The organism is Mesotoga sp. B105.6.4 (assembly GCF_002896535.1).
Lineage (GTDB): Bacteria > Thermotogota > Thermotogae > Petrotogales > Kosmotogaceae > Mesotoga.
In genome coordinates this window covers 141,517-161,796 of record NZ_JWIM01000073.1, presented here as the reverse complement: position 1 = coordinate 161,796, position 20,280 = coordinate 141,517, and the positions used below count along the sequence as shown (strand labels likewise).

The window sequence follows — 20,280 nt, the reverse complement described above, 5'->3', positions numbered from 1 at the left end:
CGTTAACTCGGGAGGTAATTCATGTTCAGAAAGAGAAAGGCATCTGAAGATGCCTCAGGGATATTGGAACCAACGGACATTGTCGTTCCAGTCTATCTTGATGCAGAAATCATGCTTGATATTCTTGCATCTCTTGATAACGGGCTATCTCTCAGTGAGAAAATCAAGATCACAAGTGGAGAGCTTTCTGGAAGGGAAGGCAAGGCAGGAATCTCGCTTTATGGATTGTTGCCATTTGTAGATATCTCTGCCAGCGGAGGCTTGTCAAAAAGCAAGGCTTTGAGTTCCGAAAGCCAGTCTGAAAGAGTTCAAACGCCTGGCTCACTGTTCAACAAAGTGAGAACGAAGCTAATTGAAAGTCAGATACTAAGAAGAATTGAAACTATTAAGGACTGGGACGCTCTTACAGAAGGTAGCTTTGTGGAGATCGTCGGAGGCTTCTCGCCAAACCCGATTTCCTCTTCTATAGAGAGATTTTTGCATGTAATAGAGATATTTGCGCCATTGATCAAACCAAATATGAGTGAGAAACAGGTCCCCATCAAGCAAATAACGGACATTTTGAACTCATTTGTCGGTGACATTGACAAATCAGAATCAAGGTTTTATCTCATAGACTTCAAGAATCTAGAAGGTCATAAAGCAATATCCCTCCTGTCCAAAGATCTTCTGAGAAGCGGTTCAAGGGAGATTGTTCAGAAAGGGAACTACAGACTACTAGGTAAAGTTGTGAAGAAGATTGATGAAGGGCACATCAAAACATTGGAATCTTCAACGTTTTTTGGCTTACTTGACGAGCAAATGATTCAAGGATTTCTGCGATCCTTTGAGGGGCTAGCAAAGAATGGGTTTAGAATTCCTAGCTTGAAAGATGAAATTGACGCACCACTTGTCGTAGTTCTACCAATTGCGGTTTACATTTGAGAAAGTGAATTATCATACTAAGGTTGCGAGTTTTCTTGAGCGAGCACCAATTTGAAGATCAAAATATAGCATGAGATGTTTAGTACTCAGCAATAGCCAAAGCGGCAGGAAAGGTGTTTAGGGAGTCAGAAAATCCCCTTATGGAGCAAACCAATAGCTGAAACACGAGAGCTAGGTCGCTTTTGAAGGAGTCAGGAGAATGAACCAAGCATATGAGTTTTTTGAAGCGCTAGCTTCAGGAAATCTGACAAGAATCTCATTCATCTTGTTTGTTCAGATTCTAGCCATTATCATTATTGGATCACGTCATGAGGAATGGCGGTGGTTGATCAACCGGAGAGTTCTTTTCAGAATCATATTGTCTCTGCTCATCTCCGTGGTGACAACGCTATTATTCAAGAGAAGCCTTATATTCAGTCTTTTGGGATATTCATCTGCGGCTGTAGTTGCAGTTATTGGCTTAATATTCAGTGAAAACGTTATTTTTCCAGAAAATCTTCTTCTGAGGCTGACTAAGCGGAAGTATGAAGCTCTGGATTTTAACGAGGGTCAAAACTTACCTGACAAAAAGATCTTTTTTGGCTTATCTGTACCTTTCAAAATCGAGTATCTCCATATTCTTGCAAGCTATTTGCTGGACAATGATGATCTACACGGTGCCTATAGAGTCTATAAGAGAATCGAAAGCTTTTCTCTTTTCGATTCGGAAAGGACGAGGCTCAACATTATCAAAGCACAGCTGTTCTGCTTAGCTGGAAATATCAAGGGAGCCGAGTTGATTCTTTCAAAAATGGATATCTCTCATTACCCAGAACTCAAGACATCATTCCTTATTTCTTCTTCTCTGCTGGCTGAAAGCAAAGGAAACCTAGAAGAAGCGTCTGATCTGCTGAGCGAGGCATTAAAAGAAAACGAAGACAAGGCAGGCACCGTAGTTATCAATAACGTGGGAAGGTTGAAGTATATGAGAGGTAATGATCTCGAAGCCATGAGGTACTATGAGAAAGCGCTTTTTTCAGCTGGGGATAAGGTTAAGAAAAGGAGCAAGAGCATTGCGTTTCAAAACCTCATAGACCTTTATGTCAGAAACGGGGAACTTGAGAAAGCTTCAAGGACGTTTGAGAAATTCAAAACTGAATTCTCAAACGGAGGCATTTATGACAAAGCAAGATTCTTCAGCTACCAAATGGTCTATGGAAGACAAATAGGAAACAGAAGCCTGATTCTTGATTCAATTGCGGCGATCCTAATAGATGTTATTCCAGGTCTTCCGAAAAAGAGTCAACTGATTATGCTTGTTTCAACACTAAAAGCTGTGTACGATCTGAGCCCAATCACGCCAATGCTGACAATCAATTCGCTCTTAATAACTATGCCAGACGTTCATGATAACTTGACTCAACTATTGACGCTTCTATTTGTAGTTAGGCAGAAATGGGGAGAAATTAGTATGTTGCCATTCGAAGACCTATTCGTGTTGAACAAAGAACTGTTCAATATACTTACTCGATTAGCAGGCTCAAATCTCATTCAGCCTTTCAGACAAATATACGGTGAGCTGTGCTCGTTTTTTCGTGACTCTATTGATTCTATCGATCGGAAAGTTCTAAGTCTCGGTGAACCTTTCGTCTATGAGAGGTGGCAATGGGAGAACAACAGATTGTTTGCTGCACGATTCTTTCAGAAAGAGATGAATCAGGCTGAATGGCCCCGATATTTGACGAAAGTCGTTGATCATATGGAAGACCTAATACAAGAACTTGACGATAACGCCGCAGTTCTCTTATCTATAGAGGCCAAGCTGAATCTTGTTGATGAGGTATTAGCTACAATCGATCATCAAAGAGGGAGTTCCATTCAGAATAAGCTCATTGAGAAATCGAGAAAGTATCTCGCTGAAGTGGATAATAAAATTACAGCCATAGGTAATCACGTTTCGTTCTGTAGTCTCTATATCAGGATAGCCTTCTATGCAATGACGCTGGGTGAGTGTAGTTTGTGTTCAAAGTATTACAACAGCTTTCTAGCAACTGGAATAGCAGTGCAACAATTCAGTCAATGGGTCAGACAGTACTTTGCAGAAGTGGAGAGGTACGTTTTGAGCTGCATCGATAATTCAGGAAATTAGTTGCGACGCAGCTTTTATGGCCTGCGTTATCAGGACAAATAGGGATTCCTTTTTTTTGCTAAAATCGAGTGCATAAGTTGAGATATAATGAAAAACCATCAAAACAAGGAGATCAATACATGAGCAAGGAAAACCAAGCTGTTGAATTTAAAGAATCCTGGCGTGATGATTATCTGCGCTGGGTCTGTGGTTTTGCCAATTCTCATGGAGGCACTCTGATCATCGGCAAAAATGATCGAGGTGAGGCAGTCGGTGTTGCTGAAAGTGCAAAGCTGATGGAGGAATTACCCAATAAAATCCGTGATCTTTTGGGAATAATTGTCGAAGTAAACCTGCTTGCTGAAGAAGGAGCAGAATTGCTGGAAGTTAATGTGCCTGCCTACACCAACCCGATTAGCTATCGGGGTCATTACTACATTCGTAGCGGCAGTACCCTGCAGGAAATCAAAGGCGCCGCGCTGGATCGTTTTCTGCTACAGAAACAGGGACGCACATGGGATTCTGTACCCCTGCCAGGGGTTGCAATAAATGATTTGTCTTTGGTGAGCCTCAGGAAATTTCGTGAGCTGGCTACCGTCAGCGGACGCTTAAGTGATGCGGATTTATCGGCAGCAGATCCGGAGCTGCTTGAAAAGCTTAAATTAACTGAAGGCTCATACCTGAAACGATCGGCTGTACTGCTCTTCCATGAAGATCCTGATCGGTTTATCACCGGGGCTTTTATCAAAATCGGCTTTTTTGTTTCAGAGTCTGAACTTGCCTATCATGATGAAATTCACGGCTCTCTTTTTTCACAGGCACATACAGTAATTGATCTACTTCGAACCAAATACATGAAAGCCGCCATCATCTATGAAGGTCTTCAGAGAATCGAGCGGTTCCCAGTACCTTACGAGGCGTTGCGCGAGGCCGTACTTAATGCGCTGGTTCATAGGGATTATTCAGTGCCTGCGCCAATACAGATTCGGGTCTATGAGAACAAACTGAAAATCTGGAATCCTGCAGTACTGCCTGAAGGGTGGAGTTTGAAAACATTATTGGGCGCACATGCATCCCATCCCTATAATCCGGATGTGGCAAACGCTTTTTTCCGCTCCGGGGAAATTGAATCCTGGGGTCGGGGGATTGAACGAATATTCTCAGCTTGCCGTAGTTCGGATTCGCCGCCTCCCAGTATTCAACTGGAAGGACATGATCTCTGGGTGGAATTCCCATTTTCCGATAATTATCTGGATACAATGCGGGGAAAAGTAAGTAGCAAGGGTAGTGCTACCCAAGAAACTACCCAAGAAACTACCCAAGAAAAAATCGTTCTCTTGCTAAGGGAGAAACCATCTATTACCCGTCGTCAACTGGCACAAGAACTGGCATTGAGCGAGGATGGTATAAAATATCATCTGAGAAAGCTCAAAGAACAGAATCGCATACGCCATGTAGGGGCAACAAAAAAAGGCTATTGGGAAGTGTTGAAATGAAACCATCGGAAAGATACAAGCTCGATGAGCGCAACCATGTAATAAATTAATAAATAGGGTCAGACTCCATTTTTCACACTGAATGAGAAATCGAAGGTAAAAGTCTGTGAGAGTGTTTCTAAGGACAGAAAAGAGAAATTATGCACAGCCTTTCTCCTCTACGCCTACGGGGACACCCCCATTCAAAGAGAATATGCCAACATGGTTCACATGAAAACAACGTTGTACGTCGACGGTCCACCGTCCTTCGGGAAGACCGATAAGATAAGATCAATCGTTTAGAAAGAGCATTATCGAGAGTTAGCTCACTCACGAGAAGAGCGAGATTCTGAGCAGGATCATCTCAGAATGACGTGATGCAAGAGAAGGCTATCATCCCATGTCACTCGTACAGACTCCTTACTTCATCACCAGTAAGCCTGCCCTGAAAAGCTTGCTCCAATATGCGCCTGTTTGGGGCCTCTGTTCAGTGTCATCCCGTAATATCCCCACTCCGTCATCCCGTGATGGGTCTGCACGGGATCTCGCCCTGAGAGCCGCTATTCGCTTAAGAACAAGAACCCGCTGTTCTCTGTGGAGAACCCTCCTTCGTGACTCGTCCCGGATCATGGACCCGTCCTTGGATAACATCAAGCGAGAAAGAGCATTGTCGAGACGTTCGCTGCGCTCGCGAGAAGGCAAGTGAAGAGTTAGTCACTGCTGAAATAAGACCCAAGGCGCCGAGAAACATCGCTGGACGCGAGGCTTAAAAATAAATAGGGTCTAGGCTTAAAAATTAACAGGGTCAGACTCCATTTTTCACTGCTGCGAATACTACAAGGAGATGGTTGAGAAATCGAAAGCAGAAACAGGCTAGGAGGCAACGCCTCGGAATTAAAAAAATCTGCGAAAAAGGTGACTCTCTTTTATTGTAGCTAAGCGTGACTTGAACGTTGCCTTTTGGAGAGCAGTAGACAAAATCTAAAGAGTCTTAAGCACAGAAGAAATCACGCTATGACTCGCAGTCACTAGAAGACATTGTAGCCATCGTGACCGGGGCTACTACGATCCCCTTGGAGCCTATAGAAAATATCTCGAGCGCGCTATGTATAGTCTCTCAGAAAAGTCCCTGTAGTTATCCTGGATCCTCAAGTAGCCGTAATGCGTGTGACGCTGGAGGATTGAGAGCTGAGAAGCGCTGAAATTGATAGAAGAAGATTGCGAGAGGATTGTTCTTGTGGAGATGCCTCGAACGCGAGACTCGATCAGTATTGAGTGGGACTTGTTGCTACTGCTTTACTAGAATAACGATGGGAAACGCCCCCCTGACTTTTAGGCCCCATGGGATATTTCCTTTTTTCCACTCTAGATTACCCCTCAGGGTTCTCATGGAAATGATTCTCCCCGGGATTCCCTTTCTTAGGAGACAGGAGCATCCGGCGCTCCGAGAGCAAATACCCTAGGTCTGCCCAATCTTTGCAAACATCTTGTGAGGCAAAATCACCATCACTTTGAAGAAAACAAGGCAGCAGTTTGACTCTTTCCCATTGCGGCCACTCTTTGCTTGCAATGTAACAAGTGCTATATTAATTTCAAGACTGTTCCTTGCTGTGCAATATCTGTTATTAAGTGAGAATGATGATTTATCTTTGAAAGCCTCCCGCAAAAACAGGATCTCTTCTTACTACTTCTGAGCAATGATGAAGCAAAGCAACAGTAGCTTTGCGGGAGATGATGAAATCTCCAGAAGATTAAGGAAAGCTTGAGTGTGAAGGAGTGAAATGATGTTTGACAAGTCTCTTTTGAAAGCTGTCTTGGCAGAGTATAAGAAGGATTTTGTCCGGAAGCAGTGGCCGGATGAAAAATATAAGTGGGAAGCAGTAAAGTGGTTTCAAGATAATTGGGATGTCAACGCATCCGATTTTGCAGACATGCTCACTCTTTCTCTCTCAAAGACGAATAATCTGCTGGCGTCTGCGAATAATTTCCCGGCAAGAATGATACAGAACTTTGCAAGGGCAGCGCCGGAAGAAGTGCGTGGTATGTTTATAGATCTATTTGATGAAGGCAAAGAGGTCTTCGAACGTATTGAAAGCTTCAAACTGAAATCTGCAGCTTTACTTGAAAAGTACGGAAATGGTGCTATACAGCACTTCCAAAACGAAAACGCAATCAGTACTTATTTATGGCTTCGTTACCCGGATAAGTACTATATATACAAATTAAGTGAGATAAGAACGGTTGCGAGCAAGCTTAAAAGCAACTATAGCTTCAAGAAAGGCGCGTATGCTGACAATATCAGGAACTTTCTCAAGCTGTATAATGAAATTTGCGCTGAATTGAAGCAGGATGAAGAACTCATAAATTTGCTGAAGTCGCAGCTTACGGAAAGCTGCTATCCAGATCCTGAACTTCGCACTCTCACTATTGATGTTGGTTTTTATATTAGCCGCTCTTATAGTGAAATGCCTTCTGAAGAGTGGCGGCCCAGAGATTATTCGCCGGGGTTATCAGTTGATGACTGGGTAAGACTCCTTCAAGATAAAGAGGTGTTCTATCCTAGCAGTCTCGAAATTATGAAGCGCATGAAAGACTACGGTGGGCAGGCTACGTGCACCCAACTTTCCATCAAATACGGCGAAAAGAAAAACTTCTACAATGCGGGATCATCTTCTTTGGCGAAGAGGATAGCGAAAAAGACAGGATGTCCGGTAATGGATAGTGACAGAGAGAATTTCCGCTGGTGGCCGATCTTGTATGTCGGTAAGAATGCAAGTGACGATGAGGACGGCTCTTTTATATGGAAGCTGCGTGATGAGTTGGCCGAAGCACTCGATAGAATCGATCTCTCGAAAGTACAACTATATGCCTCTACTGAACCAGGTGGGGAGCGCGGGTATTGGTGGTTGAATGCTAATCCGAGAATTTGGAGTTTTTCTAATCTTGCAGTTGGTGAAGTCCAATCCTATACGCTTTACAACGAAAACGGCAACAAGCGCCGGATTTTTCAGAATTTCCTGGATGCAAAGGCCGGAGATATGATTATCGGCTATGAGGCCAACCCGGTAAAGAAAATCGTTGCTTTAGGTAAAGTAAGTGCCGAGCAAGATGGTGAGAGAATCTACTTTGAAAAGGTTGAGGGACTTACCTCGCCTATAGATTATCAGACGTTAAGAGTATGTCCTGAACTGGAACATATGGAGGTCTTTGTAAATCCCAATGGCAGTCTGTTCAAACTTACGAAGGGCGAATTTGATTTTATTCTCGACTTGATTCGCGAGGAGAATCCGTTACGGGCTGCTGTCGATACTACTGTTGAAGAATATACAAAAGAGGACTTCTTAAACGAAGTCTTTATGCCCGAGGAAAAGTATGAACGCCTACTCTCAGTCATGAAAAACAAGAAGAATATCATCTTGCAAGGAGCTCCGGGTGTTGGCAAGACTTTCGTTGCGAAGCGACTTGCTTATTCCGTCATGGGCGAGAAAGATGAAGATCGAATCGAGTTTGTTCAGTTCCATCAGAATTATTCCTACGAGGACTTCATCATGGGCTATAAACCTGTTGAGAACGGCTTCGAATTGAAGTACGGTGTCTTCTATCGTTTCTGCCAGAAAGCGGCCAACCAGCCGGATAAGGATTATTTTTTCATAATTGATGAGATTAACCGTGGCAACATGAGTAAGATTTTCGGTGAGCTACTAATGTTGATAGAACGTGATTACAGGGGAACCAAGGCTACACTTGCGTATAACGGGTTGAGCTTCTCTGTGCCTGAAAGACTGCACATAATTGGAACGATGAATACTGCCGATAGAAGCCTTGCAATGATTGACTACGCCCTCCGCCGCCGTTTTAGTTTTTTTAATATGGAACCGGGTTTTGAATCAGAAGGTTTCATAAGGTATCAAAAGGGTCTTGCAGATAAGACATTCGATGATCTCATTTCCAAAATCAATGATCTAAACAAGGAAATAGAAAACGACAAATCTTTGGGCAAGGGATTTTGCATTGGCCACAGCTACTTCTGCGGAGCTGAGGTATGCACTGAAGAATGGATGAAGGCAATCGTTGAGTATGAAATATTGCCCATGCTCAGCGAGTATTGGTTCGATGACAATACAAAACTGCAACGCTGGAAGAATGTCTTGAATGGAGTGTTTCAGTGAAAGACAAAAGCATTCTTATAAAGAACATCTACTACATGTTGTCCTATGCTTTTCAGGCGCTAACTCAATCGAATTATGAAGATGTTGCCAAAGAAAAGTTCGAGGATCTGCATAATCTATTCGCAGCGGTTCTTGCAAAGGGAATTGGTCACCAACTGAAACAGGGGTTGTACCGAGAATATCTGAATCGTCAAGAAGATATTTCCGTTATGCGCGGCAAAATAAACATGCCCGGGACGATAAGAAACAGACTCGATCGTAAACGGGTCCTGACTTGTGAGTATGACGAGCTGTCTGAAAACAATCCGCTCAATCAGATACTAAAAACAACGGTCATGATCCTGCTTCGTCATGCAGATGTTAAATCGGAATACAAAGACGATTTGAAAAAGAAGATGCTCTTCTTCTCCAACGTTGATACGCTTGAACCATTTTCAATAAAGTGGTCGTCCATTCGCTTTCAGCGCAATAACCAGACTTACCGAATGCTTGTCAGCATCTGTCAGTTGATTATTGAAGGCATGCTCATTACAACAGAAAAGGGGGGCTACAAGCTGGCTTCCTTTGTTGATGAGCAAAGAATGTCTCGACTGTACGAGAAGTTCATCTTGGAGTATTACTATCGGAAGCTCCCATCGTTTACAGTGAGTGCATCGCAGATTCCCTGGGCTTTGGACAATGGTGTAGGAACGATGTTGCCGGTCATGCAGAGTGATATAACCATACAAAAAAAGGAAACTGTCTTAATAATTGACGCTAAATACTACGCCCAGACGACACAGGCTCAATATGACAAGCACACACTTCACTCAAGCAATTTATATCAGATTTTCACCTACGTGAAGAATAAAGATGCGGAGTTCGGCGAAAAACCTCATGTGGTCTCCGGCTTGCTCCTGTACGCAAAGACCGAAGAGGAAATTCAGCCGGATAACAGTTATCTTATGAGCGGCAACAAAATCAGTGTGCGCACTTTAGATCTAAATCGCGAGTTTGCGGAAATTGCAAAGCAGCTAAATGAGATAGTTAAGGACCACTTTGGAGTCACAGCGGCCTAAGGAGTATTAGTGCTATTTTGTTTACTCCGAAAAATCCACGCGGCAAAAACACAGTGACTCCTTTTATGGCATCACTTGGAACTTTAACCGGGACAGACTCGCTTTTTCCATATTCATTACTTTCTATGATATCGAGCAAGCGCATGCGACCGGAGAGAATCACTCAATGAGGTTTCAAGATGGCGGCATTACCTGCAAAGATGAAATTCTCGAAGACTGGAAGATGAACTGCATCCCTGATAATATTGTGAACATGACAATAGACGACTACGAGGAATTCCTTGAAGAGCGACGTTATCTCATGGCACAGAAGATAAAGAGGTATTTCGCGGTTCTTTGAAGAATAGCTGAATTGATATTCGATGCGTTTCCTAGACGAGGTGTGGAAGTGGATTTCGATCGAAGTGGACATGAAGTGACAGGAAAAACCCTATGATTCTATACTACTTCAGGAAGTACTGGTGGGTGGTGTCGGCTGCAATCATTGCGCTGGCTTATGTGATTCCTTATCAGGCGGTTATTGGTCTGCTCTTTGCGCAGATCATCGCTGTGAATCTCGTATCCTTAAGGATCAGACGTTATTTGAAGCCCGAGCGAAATGTGAAGAGTCTCAGGAATCTTCTCGTTCTCGAACTTAAGGACTTTCTCGAAAGCTATGGGGTATCCTGTGATTATCCTCCGAGGGGCGACTATTCCTCCGTCGATCTTATCGCGGACATTTTTGGAGAAAAGACGGTGTTCTCCATTAGAGAGGGCAATGATCAAATCCATAACTCCGAAGTGCAGAGTCTCGCCGCTTCTCTCTCGAAGCACGGGGCCAGTCACGGAGTTATTCTGGTCGATGGTCTGCTGCCTATTGAGGCAAAGAGATTGGCCGAGAGCTACGGTCTGGAATTCAAAAGATATCAGAAGTATAAGGAAGAAGTTCAGGAAGCGCTTGGTTCCAAACCTAACCGCTGATGTACATTCAAAGAGTTATCGATCAGTATCAAAAGGAGCTGCAGGAAGAATTCAGAGCTTCTGGGCGGAAAGACTTACTGCCACGAACACTTCAAGAAGATAGTTGAGAAATCGAAAGTATAAACAGGCTAGGAGGTGATGCCTTGCAGTTCAAGAAAAGCGAAGTCTCCAAGCGGTCGCTGATTCATGAAGAGTATGGAGGGAATAGACAGAGGGGGATATCATATCCTGCCGAACATGACATGGTTTTCATATTCACAGGCTTTTCGGGAGAGGAGTACGGTTACAACGATCGATGGGAGAATGGATACTTTCTCTATTATGGTGAAGGCCAGGAAGGCGATAAGGAGTTTGTAAGAGGCAACAAGGCAATCAAAACCCATAGAGAGAATCAAAAAGCTCTCCACCTCTTTCAGAAGGTCAGTAAAGGCTTCGTCAAATATCTTGGAGAGATGGAATATGTCGATGATTTCGTAGAAGAGGGCCGGGACACCAAAGGCAATCTCCGCAAAGTTATTGTGTTCAAGTTGAAGCCAATAGAGAGATGACTGCAGTCTGGATCGGGATCTCGCTGCACCAAACCGGAATGACTTGAATGCTCTTAGTGTAGAGAACAAAGGCACCGGGGGTGATTACAGTGATCATGTTCGACAGAGTATGGAAGATGCTCGAGGAGATCGACGCAAGCGAAAGGAAGAATTCGTTCGATGCGATTATTGAACTCCTCGCTGCTTCGGAGGACGAGGAGATGCTTCAGCTTAAAGACGACCTGCTGACATTCGAAGACGACATTCTAGATGACTCGGAAGACCCGATAAAGGCTATTATTGGATGGTAATCAAAGAGATGCATTTACGATTGTTGTCTGGAAATCCTTGCCGCTTGAGTCAATACTCAGAGAACTTGATATTGCCGATGATGAATTTTTGGCCCCAGAAGACTATGAATACAGAGACAAAGTCTATTTCAAGCTGAGTTATAGCTTTGAGGAAAGGCTGATCTGTTTATCTTTGCATCTTGCAGAGTACGGGAGTTGATTTCATGAGATGTCCCGAATGTGGAAGGGAAATGCGCCTATCTAAGGAAGAGAGCATCGAGAGTTTCAAGGGAAGTCGAGTCAGACTTTCCTACGATGTCTATAAATGTGATGAATGTGGAAGTTCATATGTAGATGCCCGATCTCTCGATGAAGCCTGGAAGAAGATCTGGGACAATTATGAGAAGGTCCATTGCATCCCATCGGCGGAAGATCTCAGGAAAGCCAGAGAGAATCTGAACCTCACTCAAGAAGAGATAGCGCTCCTGCTCGGAAGGACGAAGTCCCTGGTTTCTAGGCTTGAAGACGGCTCCAGAGCTCTTTCAGACAAGCTACTAGAATCTTACATAAATCACATAATTCCAGGCGGAGAAGACTTCGTCTCTTTCGTTAATGCCGCTTCGGTCCAGGGAAGGATCTCGCCGGACGATCGAGACAGAATAGTCGGCAAGACCGGAATTGAAAATGAATCCCGGCTTTCTCTTAGAGAGAGTATGATTATTGAAGCTCACGGAGATACCGAATCGCGCCTCAATGGCTTCAAGGTCTTTTCAGGAAAAACATTGAGTGCAGTCGTGGGGCGTTTCCTTTCCGAGATAGGACCTCTTGATCACATGAAATTGTTCAAGCTTATGTTCTACTCCGATATACTATCATTCGAGAGAAGGGGGATATCCATTACCGGTCTCAGGTATATTGCCAATCTCTATGGGCCTACGCCCGTGAAGTATGAAGACGTTGTCTCTTATCTTAAAGAAGCCGGAGTGGTCGAAGAAGGTAAGAAAGCCTTTGTGATGATCAAAGGAACGGCAGAGACCGATCATTTGCTCGCCGAAGAAGAGGAGATCATCGAGACGGTTGTGAAAAGATATGGTCACCTTACAAGCAGTCAGCTCTCATCTCTATCTCACGAGGAACCTTGCTGGAAAGAAACTGGAGAGAAAAAAGTCATAAAATACTGCAAGGGAATGATCAAGAGCTAGTCCTGCTTGAATTACTAAATGAATTGGTAAGACTCCTAATTCTGCAGACGGATCAGTGTGAACTGTATAAGAAGCATTCTAAATGGGCCTAAAAGGGCTATTAGAAAATGAGTTTGGAAGAAAATGATACACTATCATTCCGACAATAAGCAGAATGAAATATCCTGCAAAACACTCGTTAGATAAGTTTTTTGGACGAGGGCTTAGTGTTATTCATTCAATGAAAAGGCGATTTTTGAATCTGCAAGATTACAAAAAGCTGAAGGAGCGCGCAGAAGAGATTTCACGGAACTACAAAGATATTTCATTAAACACAATGCTCTTGCGCAAATCACCTGACGAAGCCAGAGATTCAGATTGACACGGTAGCACACTCTAGAAAAGCACTCCAAGTATTTCCTGCTTGGAAAGGAAAGAACATCTGCTATAATTAGAACAAAAGGCAATATGCTTATAAATTGCCTGTTGTTCTAAAAGTGAGTTGATCGATTTGAAAGACGAGACCTGGTCCTCAAAGCGTAGTGGTAAGAGAATAAGTTCAGAGCTTAAAGATAGGGACTCCTTCACTACTGAGGAGCTCAAGCCATTTCTTACTCTTCCAGGAGAAGAGATAAGCACGGTTACTATCCGTACCAGACTGAATGCTCTGAAAAGGCGCGGAGTCATAACCCCTGTCGGGCGTGGTCTGTACACTCTCAAAAAGCTGTACGATTATACTCCAGAGATAGACCAAACTCTTAGAAAGGTATATCTCGAGCTAAGGAAACGGCTGCCGCTAACGAGAATATGTGTCTGGAGGCCTTTCTGGTTGAACGAGTTCGCACTTCATATAGCCTTTATGCAGACCATAGTTGTTGAATCGGAAAGAGAAACTGAAAGGGCCGTCTTTGAAGTGCTTCAGGAATCGTTGGAGAAGAACTCCTCTCTTACCGGAACTCTGCTACTTCTAAACCCCTCCGTCGAAGATATCGATCTGTATGTTTCAGGTCAGTCTCCCGCAATAGTTGTCGGAAGACTCATCACTGAAGCACCGGTAAGGGAGAGTGATGGAGTCATCGTACCGAGGCTCGAAAAAATGCTTGTGGATCTGTTCTCAGGGGGGCCCGTTCTTGAGCCTTTTGGTGGTGCCGAAATGGACAGAGTTTTCAGAAATGCCTTCAATACATACGCTCTGAACGTAAATACCATCATAAGATATGCGGCGAGGAGAGGTAGAAGACAGGAAATGTCTGACTACCTTACCTCAAAGAAGCTGACAGGTTTCAGGGAGGCATTGGATGATCTCCGATAGTTGTTTGACCAGGGAGTATCTTGAGGCTAAACGAGTTGAACTGGGTTGTGACCAGATACTGCTAGAAAAGACGATTAAGGCTCTTCAGCTTCTGGAGCTAAGGAAGACACAACAGTCGCCGGGCTGTCATTAACACTAATTAAGCGCTCTCGATAAGATTGAACTCTAAGAAGGACGCCACTTTCGTTGAGGGAAAGGATTGGTCGTACGCCAATTTCATTGTCGTGCGTGAACAAGACCTTGACAGTGAATGGCTTGAGAGTCTGGCGGGGATAATGACAAGAGACGAAGTCAGGGAATTCATTCTGGAGAAACTCGAAGGCTAGATCGTTCCGACCTTCTAGGACGCAATGTTTTTTAAGCAAAGAGCGGGCGAACGCACGCTTTTGCTTTGGAAGACGCTCCATGCCAGCCAGCTCTAGAAAGCTGGTCTAAGTGACATTTAGTTGCACTTCAGAGAAAAGTCTTCTGCAAAAAAGTCATTATTCCGATTGATTTGAATACCGGTTTTTCATGTCTGCCCAAGTAGTGATCAGTGAATTCGCAAAGGATTTTAGCCGACAGCTCTTTTAGAAAATCGAATATCATAGGTCTACCGGATAGAACTGGGTCTTAAGTAATGTGATTCGTTAGGAGAGATCGCGAGATATAAGTTGTGGATGATCTTGCTATCTCAAGCTCTATTAAATGCACAAAGGTATTTTATCCAAAAGAGACTGCTTTGACTTTGGTAACGTTCGGATCAGTCAATTGATTTCAGTAAATAATAGAGAAACTTATACAGCCGTTAACTTTTACATCCTTCATTTAGATCGACTAGTTATGAATATACGGATTATCTCCAATTAAGACTATAATCTCAATTGGTAATGAAACGCAGGTATCTTATTACCTTTATAAAGTCAGTCGTAAAACTACGTGTCTTCACTGTTTTGAAGTATGGAGTGTAAGGGCTGGCGTAATCAATTGAACTTCTTGTGCCTTTAACTTCTCAAACTCGAATTGTAGGACTCCATTTTCTATCATCTAGATACTATTCACACCCTGAGGGATGATCTCTGTCGATAAGTCGTATCCTGTTTGATGACCGAATGATCAAACACTTGAGAATATGATTCTCGCGATGTGACTGTCAAATGAGACTACCCGTGTCGCTCTCACAAAATAAAAGGGGGCGAAAAGATGAAGAAACTGGCATTGGTAATTGCAGTGTTTTTGTTGTTTGCTCTTGCATTCTCAACTCCGGAATACGTTATCGAGGACTTCGACGGAAAACCCGGCGGGACTTTGAACATCACAATGAATCTAGATCCTGCGACTTTCAATCCTTTCATTGCATCTGACATTTATTCGAATAAGGTAATCAGATTGTTCTCTTCTTCCTTGCTCGGCTTCGATACCAACATGAGTCTCACGATTCCTGAATTAGCCTCGGATTGGTGGCTCTCCGAAGATGGTCTGACCGTATTCTTCAAAATAAGAAAGGGAATCTTATGGTCAGACGGCGAACCATTCACAGCCGATGCCGTGTACTGGCTCTTCAGTCTGGTTGTGGAGCGTGGCAATCCAAATTTTCTTGATGCTGAAGGCAACCTCCCAACCGTTGATTTGATCGATGATTCGGTGATATCTCTCGCCTGGACTGTACCAAATACCTTAGGCATAAAAGCTGCAGCAAGCCTGTTGATACTACCGAAACATATCTTTGAGCCTGCAATCGCAGCTGGAACGGTTAATGATATATGGTCTCTGGACGAAGTTGATCAGATAGTAGGAATAGGACCGTTCATTCCTTCAGAGTATGTTCCGGGAGTGAAAGTAGTCTTGAACAAGAATCCAAATTACTGGAAGTTCGACTCGCAAGGTGTGAGACTCCCATATCTGGACAGTGCGGTAATCCACATAATGAGCGGAAGCAATGCGATGTGGGCATTTCAGACCGGCGAGCTGGACTTCTTCACTCCGTCTACAAGTCAGTTGAAGACTCTCTTAAGTCAAAAGTACCATAACTGGGTTGCGGGGCAGGGGGGTTCAAGAGACTACGTGCAGGTCCTTCTTCTGAATTTCAATGCGCCTGACCCGATAAAAAGAGAGTGGTTCAGGAACGATCACTTTAGGCGTGCCTTTGCCTATTTGATAGACCGGGAGAAGATAATTGATACAACTTACGGGGGCAATTCAAAACCCCTGTATTCGCCGCTGAACGTAGAGAGTCCATATTTTTCGCAAAAAGTTGAGGAAAATCCGTTTTTCTATTCTGTGGAAAAGGCGAAAAGCGAGTTTGAGCTGGGAGGGTTCAGCTGGAACTCTGAAGGGAAGCTGATCGACGAGATCGGAAATGCCGTAGAATTTAACCTTGAGGTCTCGCCATTGTTCGTAACCCTTGGGAACATGATCGCTTCTGATGCAAAGGAGCTAGGAATCACTATCAATTTGGTTCGCCTGGCAGGAGTTCCGCTTATGAAAGAGCCTCTATACGATTCCTTCCTGTCAGGGTTCTTCAACTATACGCTTGATCCTGAACTTAGTACTGGAAGCTTTCGTATCGATGGACCGAGTCACTTCTGGAACTATCCTCCTGGATATCGTGACTACATAACCGAAGAGATGTACTTCCTCCCGGAATGGGAAAAGAGGATTCACGAGATCTTTGTGCTCCAGACATCCGTAACAGAGGATGAGAGATATGAACTGTTCGAAGAGTTCCAGATGCTATTTGCTCAATACCAGCCTATCATTTACATACATTCGCCAAATCTCCTATATGCATATCAGGGCAACGTGCACTTTCCAAATCCCGTTCCTTCGGCGGCAGCGGATGAACTCTGGAAAGCCTGGGGTATCTGGAAGGAGTAAGCAATATCCGGCCGGGAAGGTTCTCTTCCCGGCTGGTTTGCTCGAAAGTGCTCAGCGTAAGTCTATTACTCCTGTGAAGTCAGTCGTAAAACTACGTGTCTTTACTGTTTTGAAGTATGGAGTGTAAGGGCTGGCGTAATCAATTGAACTTCTTGTGCCTTTAACTTCTCAAACTCGAATTGTAGGACTCCATTTTCTATCATCTAGATACTATTCGCACCCTGAGGGATGATCTCTGTCGATAAGTCGTATCCTGTTTGATGACCGAATGATCAAACACTTGAGAATATGATTCTCGCGATGTGACTGTCAAATGAGACTACCCGTGTCGCTCTCACAAAACAAAGAGGGAGGCGATTGGTATGAAAAAGGTGATTTTGTTACTCATTGCAGCTGCTCTTGTCTTCGGAACGGTTTTTGCGACATCTACTCTTGAGCAAATACTAGAGAGCGGTAAAATTACTATTCTTTGTGGTTCTGGACAAAATCCCCTTCTGAAGTTCATTGATCAAGACGGCAATCCTTCGGGTCTTATACCTGATCTTCTTTACCTTGCAGCAGAAAAACTGGGAGTGGATATTGAATGGGATTTTTCTAATGTTGGGTTGGATCAGATGCCTTATTATTTGTCCATTGGTAAGGCCGATATGGTAGCAGTTCCGTTTTCGATAAAATTCCCTATGATGGGTTCTTTACGCTTTTCGGAACCATATATTGTCATGCGAGTCACCGCCCTTGTAAGAGTCGATTCCGAATTGACTCATGTAAACGATCTGGCCAATCCAAGCGTAAGAGTTGCGGTTCCCTCACCTACATTGTACGAGAAAGAGGCTTTTGAGGATGTGTTTGGCAGAGAGGTTTTAGTGACAGGCTCGCTGAATGTCATGATTGAGAATCTTCAAAATGGTTTAGTAGACGCCTTTGTAAGGGATGACATAATGCTGGAGATTATCTGCAAAGCAAGGTCGCTGCCGGATAGCGAATTTAGAATCCTTGAGGGGAGCATAATGCCCGATCCCTGGGGATTCGTGTTTGCGAAAGGGCCTGAAACCGATGAGCTTGTCGAGTGGTTCAACTGGTTCTTGAGGTGGACGAAGTTTAGCGGCAAGTATGAAGAGTTGTACGAGAAGTACTTTGAAAGACCATGGTTACCGGAGATGTTCCTAGACTACTGACTCATAATGTGTCGAGCTGGGTCTGAAATCGAGTGTTTCTAGATGAATTAGAACCTGGATGCTTTCCTACAGAGTAATGAGACGTCATAACAACCAGGTCCACAATCTGATTAGACAAAGGATACACTGCTAACCATAACAACTGGCGGCAGTATCATAATTCACTAAACTAGATCACAAGCTGCAGGAATGGATTTGTTGCTCTTAAAGTGTCTAGTTCAAGATCAGCAATATCCGGCCGGGAAGAGAAGCTTCCCGGCTGGACTATTCCAATGTCCTTATGTTCTACATCTTTTTGAAGATCGGAGTTTGTAGATCAAAGTTGTTAATCATGCTGCGACAACCAGCTCTGCTGTGTTCCAGTTAAGAGTTCCTCTATGAGTCTCTTACACAGATTCTCGTTCTTTGTAAAGATGGTTAATCTCCGGCATGTTCAGTATCATCTTAGAGAAGAGCAAAATAAATAGGGTCACAAAATAAATAGAGTCAGACTCCATTTTTCACACTGAACGAGAAATCGAAGGCAAGAAGCCTGTGAGGATATTCATAAGGATAGAAAAGAAAGGTTAAGCGGAGCCTTTTTCCTGCTCCGCCCACGGGGACACCCCCATGCAGAGAGAATATGCCAACATGGTTCACATGAAAACAACGTTGTACGTCGACGGTCCACCGTCCTTCGGGAAGACCGATAAGATAAGATCAATCGTTGAGAAAGAGCATTATCGAGAGTTAGCTCACTCGCGAGAAGAGCGAGATTCTGAGCAGGATCATCTCAGAATGACGTGATGCAAGAGAAGGCTATCATCCCATGTCACTCGTACCGACTCCTTACTTTATCACCAGTAAGCCTGCCCTGAAAAGCTTGCTCCAATATGCGCCTGTTTGGGGCCTCTGTTCAGTGTCATCCCGTGATGCTTCTGTACGGGATCTATCATCTAAGAACAGCTGTACGCTTCAAAATCAAGGACCCGCCGATCTTTGTGGAGAACCGTCCTTCGTGACTCGTCCAGGATCATGGCCCTGTCCTTGGATAACATCAAGCGAGAAAGAGCATTGTCGAGATGTTCGCTGAGCTCGCGAGAAGGCAAGTGAAAAGCCAGTCACTGCTGAAATAAGACCCAAGGCGCCGAGAAACATCGGTGGACGCGAGGCTGGGCAAGCACGGCCCAGATCCGTGTCGCAATGCCGGTTGAAATTAAAAGGGTCAGACTCCTATTTATGCTTTGGCGAAGAGAAGTTATAAACAGGGTCAGCCTCCATTTTCACACTAAACGAGAAATCGAAGATAAAAGTCTGTGAGAGTGTTTCAAAGGACAGAAAAGCGAAATTAAGCAATCGCGTTCCTTACTGTTGAGAAAGCAGATTCTGAGTCAAACTCAGAATAACGTATTAAGTGTGTTCGGCATGATGGGAAGGGAGGACTTAAACTCCGTATCTAGAGCTGAATACGATCGATCAACACTCTTTTACGACCCAATACCCTGTACGCGCAGCGTCGGGCTCATGGGTAGTGCGTTGTGAGTTATGGGTGATGGGTAAGACCATTAGAGAAGGCTCTTTTCGGAGGATGCTGAACGGTTCTTTCCGCTCTTTCGAAGGATGGGTCCATGCTCCGGGACAACCAAGGACGGCTTTTTCCCTCTTCTCGCCAAAAAATGGAGGCCCTATTTACCATGCCCCTTATCAGAGATTCAAAAGTTATGGCTCACCTATGACTCATTATGGCTCACCAGAGTGTAATATTCGGTTTTTTTTGCTCTTTCCTTTCTGATCAAGAACGCGCTTTTCAACAAGATCAGCAAGGTCTCTTGTCGCAGTTGCTTTTGAGACTTTTGTGAGTTCTCTTCACTGTTCATTGGTAATGCTTCCGTTTTTCATGACAAACTCTACTATCTGTTGCTGCCTTGGCGTAAGCCCCGGTATCTGCAGTTCACTTTTGTAGGATGTGTTGAAGAAACTTACCGAAAAGCCCCCTGATTCTTCCCTGAATATTGGATCAGGGAGTTTATGTGCTCTGCATTCTTCCATCATCAAAATCGTTTCTCTTACCGGATAGAAACGCTTCCTTTCACTTCTTTCTTCACGGTATTTCCTCAAGCTTTGTTTCGGATGAAAAATCACAAGACTAGCCGGATACTCCAAGCTCTTGAAAATGCATTAGAGGAGTCTTGACAAAGATAAGGTACATCAATATACTATTAGTAGATATATCTATCTTATCTTCATATGGAAGGAGTGGTTTCAGA

General features: G+C 43.9%; 17 protein-coding genes. 16 read left to right on the top strand and 1 reads right to left on the bottom strand.

The genetic code is table 11. The features are described from left to right. Positions 1-21 precede the first annotated feature (21 nt). From RJ60_RS13625 to RJ60_RS13555, 16 genes are all read left to right on the top strand, one after another. Positions 22-924: a hypothetical protein gene (locus RJ60_RS13625; protein WP_103135089.1), complete on the top strand. Its 903-nt coding sequence runs from the start codon at positions 22-24 to the stop codon at positions 922-924. A 199-nt stretch (positions 925-1,123) separates the two neighbouring features. Further along, positions 1,124-3,052 (top strand): hypothetical protein, encoded by a 1,929-nt coding sequence (locus tag RJ60_RS13620; protein ID WP_103135088.1) that lies wholly within the window; start codon positions 1,124-1,126, stop codon positions 3,050-3,052. 119 nt (positions 3,053-3,171) lie between these two features. Beyond that, complete coding sequence (locus RJ60_RS13615; protein ID WP_103135087.1) at positions 3,172-4,527, top strand: ATP-binding protein; 1,356 nt, start codon at positions 3,172-3,174, stop codon at positions 4,525-4,527. 1,763 nt (positions 4,528-6,290) lie between these two features. Further along, positions 6,291-8,675, top strand: a complete 2,385-nt coding sequence (locus RJ60_RS13605; protein ID WP_103135085.1) for an AAA family ATPase — start codon at positions 6,291-6,293, stop codon at positions 8,673-8,675. Then, positions 8,672-9,733 carry a 5-methylcytosine-specific restriction endonuclease system specificity protein McrC gene (gene mcrC / locus RJ60_RS13600; RefSeq protein WP_219725895.1) on the top strand — a complete coding sequence of 354 codons (1,062 nt, stop codon included), beginning with the start codon at positions 8,672-8,674 and terminating at the stop codon, positions 9,731-9,733. The genes RJ60_RS13605 and mcrC overlap by 4 nt, the downstream gene beginning before the upstream one ends. A 166-nt stretch (positions 9,734-9,899) precedes the next feature. Continuing rightward, complete coding sequence (locus tag RJ60_RS15670) at positions 9,900-10,073, top strand: hypothetical protein (RefSeq protein ID WP_180979965.1); 174 nt, start codon at positions 9,900-9,902, stop codon at positions 10,071-10,073. Between the two features lie 92 nt (positions 10,074-10,165). Beyond that, the gene (locus RJ60_RS13595) at positions 10,166-10,693 is read left to right on the top strand and encodes a restriction endonuclease (RefSeq protein ID WP_103135084.1); all 528 of its coding nucleotides are present in this window, start codon (positions 10,166-10,168) and stop codon (positions 10,691-10,693) included. A gap of 143 nt (positions 10,694-10,836) precedes the next feature. Then, entirely contained in the window at positions 10,837-11,241 is a 405-nt protein-coding gene (locus RJ60_RS13590; RefSeq protein WP_103135083.1) for an HNH endonuclease, read from the top strand. A 95-nt stretch (positions 11,242-11,336) separates the two neighbouring features. After that, positions 11,337-11,531 (top strand): hypothetical protein, encoded by a 195-nt coding sequence (locus RJ60_RS13585; protein ID WP_180979964.1) that lies wholly within the window; start codon positions 11,337-11,339, stop codon positions 11,529-11,531. Further along, the gene (locus RJ60_RS15665) at positions 11,521-11,730 is read left to right on the top strand and encodes a hypothetical protein (RefSeq protein ID WP_103135081.1); all 210 of its coding nucleotides are present in this window, start codon (positions 11,521-11,523) and stop codon (positions 11,728-11,730) included. The genes RJ60_RS13585 and RJ60_RS15665 overlap by 11 nt, the downstream gene beginning before the upstream one ends. Positions 11,731-11,734: 4 nt before the next feature. Next, the gene (locus RJ60_RS13575) at positions 11,735-12,712 is read left to right on the top strand and encodes a type II TA system antitoxin MqsA family protein (protein WP_103135080.1); all 978 of its coding nucleotides are present in this window, start codon (positions 11,735-11,737) and stop codon (positions 12,710-12,712) included. A gap of 490 nt (positions 12,713-13,202) precedes the next feature. Next, positions 13,203-14,003 carry a DUF6577 family protein gene (locus RJ60_RS13570; RefSeq protein ID WP_103135079.1) on the top strand — a complete coding sequence of 267 codons (801 nt, stop codon included), beginning with the start codon at positions 13,203-13,205 and terminating at the stop codon, positions 14,001-14,003. After that, positions 13,990-14,136 (top strand): hypothetical protein, encoded by a 147-nt coding sequence (locus RJ60_RS15660; protein WP_180979963.1) that lies wholly within the window; start codon positions 13,990-13,992, stop codon positions 14,134-14,136. The genes RJ60_RS13570 and RJ60_RS15660 overlap by 14 nt, the downstream gene beginning before the upstream one ends. Positions 14,137-14,155: 19 nt before the next feature. Next, complete coding sequence (locus RJ60_RS13565; protein WP_103135078.1) at positions 14,156-14,329, top strand: MetQ/NlpA family ABC transporter substrate-binding protein; 174 nt, start codon at positions 14,156-14,158, stop codon at positions 14,327-14,329. Positions 14,330-15,185: 856 nt separating this feature from the next. Beyond that, positions 15,186-16,859 (top strand): ABC transporter substrate-binding protein, encoded by a 1,674-nt coding sequence (locus RJ60_RS13560; protein ID WP_103135077.1) that lies wholly within the window; start codon positions 15,186-15,188, stop codon positions 16,857-16,859. A 362-nt stretch (positions 16,860-17,221) separates the two neighbouring features. Further along, positions 17,222-18,034 (top strand): ABC transporter substrate-binding protein, encoded by an 813-nt coding sequence (locus RJ60_RS13555; RefSeq protein WP_103135076.1) that lies wholly within the window; start codon positions 17,222-17,224, stop codon positions 18,032-18,034. A gap of 1,845 nt (positions 18,035-19,879) precedes the next feature. Here the strand turns inward: RJ60_RS13555 and RJ60_RS13550 are convergent. After that, the gene (locus RJ60_RS13550) at positions 19,880-20,155 is read right to left on the bottom strand and encodes a hypothetical protein (protein WP_103135075.1); all 276 of its coding nucleotides are present in this window, start codon (positions 20,153-20,155) and stop codon (positions 19,880-19,882) included. Positions 20,156-20,280: the final 125 nt, after the last annotated feature.

Bases quoted from the DNA above. Each gene is read 5' to 3' on its own strand.
- RJ60_RS13625 (WP_103135089.1), top strand. From the start codon at position 22: ATGTTCAGAAAGAGAAAGGCATCTGAAGATGCCTCAGGGATATTGGAA.
- RJ60_RS13620 (WP_103135088.1), top strand. From the start codon at position 1,124: ATGAACCAAGCATATGAGTTTTTTGAAGCGCTAGCTTCAGGAAATCTG.
- RJ60_RS13615 (WP_103135087.1), top strand. From the start codon at position 3,172: ATGAGCAAGGAAAACCAAGCTGTTGAATTTAAAGAATCCTGGCGTGAT.
- RJ60_RS13605 (WP_103135085.1), top strand. From the start codon at position 6,291: ATGTTTGACAAGTCTCTTTTGAAAGCTGTCTTGGCAGAGTATAAGAAG.
- RJ60_RS15670 (WP_180979965.1), top strand. From the start codon at position 9,900: ATGAGGTTTCAAGATGGCGGCATTACCTGCAAAGATGAAATTCTCGAA.
- RJ60_RS13595 (WP_103135084.1), top strand. From the start codon at position 10,166: ATGATTCTATACTACTTCAGGAAGTACTGGTGGGTGGTGTCGGCTGCA.
- RJ60_RS13585 (WP_180979964.1), top strand. From the start codon at position 11,337: ATGTTCGACAGAGTATGGAAGATGCTCGAGGAGATCGACGCAAGCGAA.
- RJ60_RS13575 (WP_103135080.1), top strand. From the start codon at position 11,735: ATGAGATGTCCCGAATGTGGAAGGGAAATGCGCCTATCTAAGGAAGAG.
- RJ60_RS15660 (WP_180979963.1), top strand. From the start codon at position 13,990: ATGATCTCCGATAGTTGTTTGACCAGGGAGTATCTTGAGGCTAAACGA.
- RJ60_RS13560 (WP_103135077.1), top strand. From the start codon at position 15,186: ATGAAGAAACTGGCATTGGTAATTGCAGTGTTTTTGTTGTTTGCTCTT.
- RJ60_RS13555 (WP_103135076.1), top strand. From the start codon at position 17,222: ATGAAAAAGGTGATTTTGTTACTCATTGCAGCTGCTCTTGTCTTCGGA.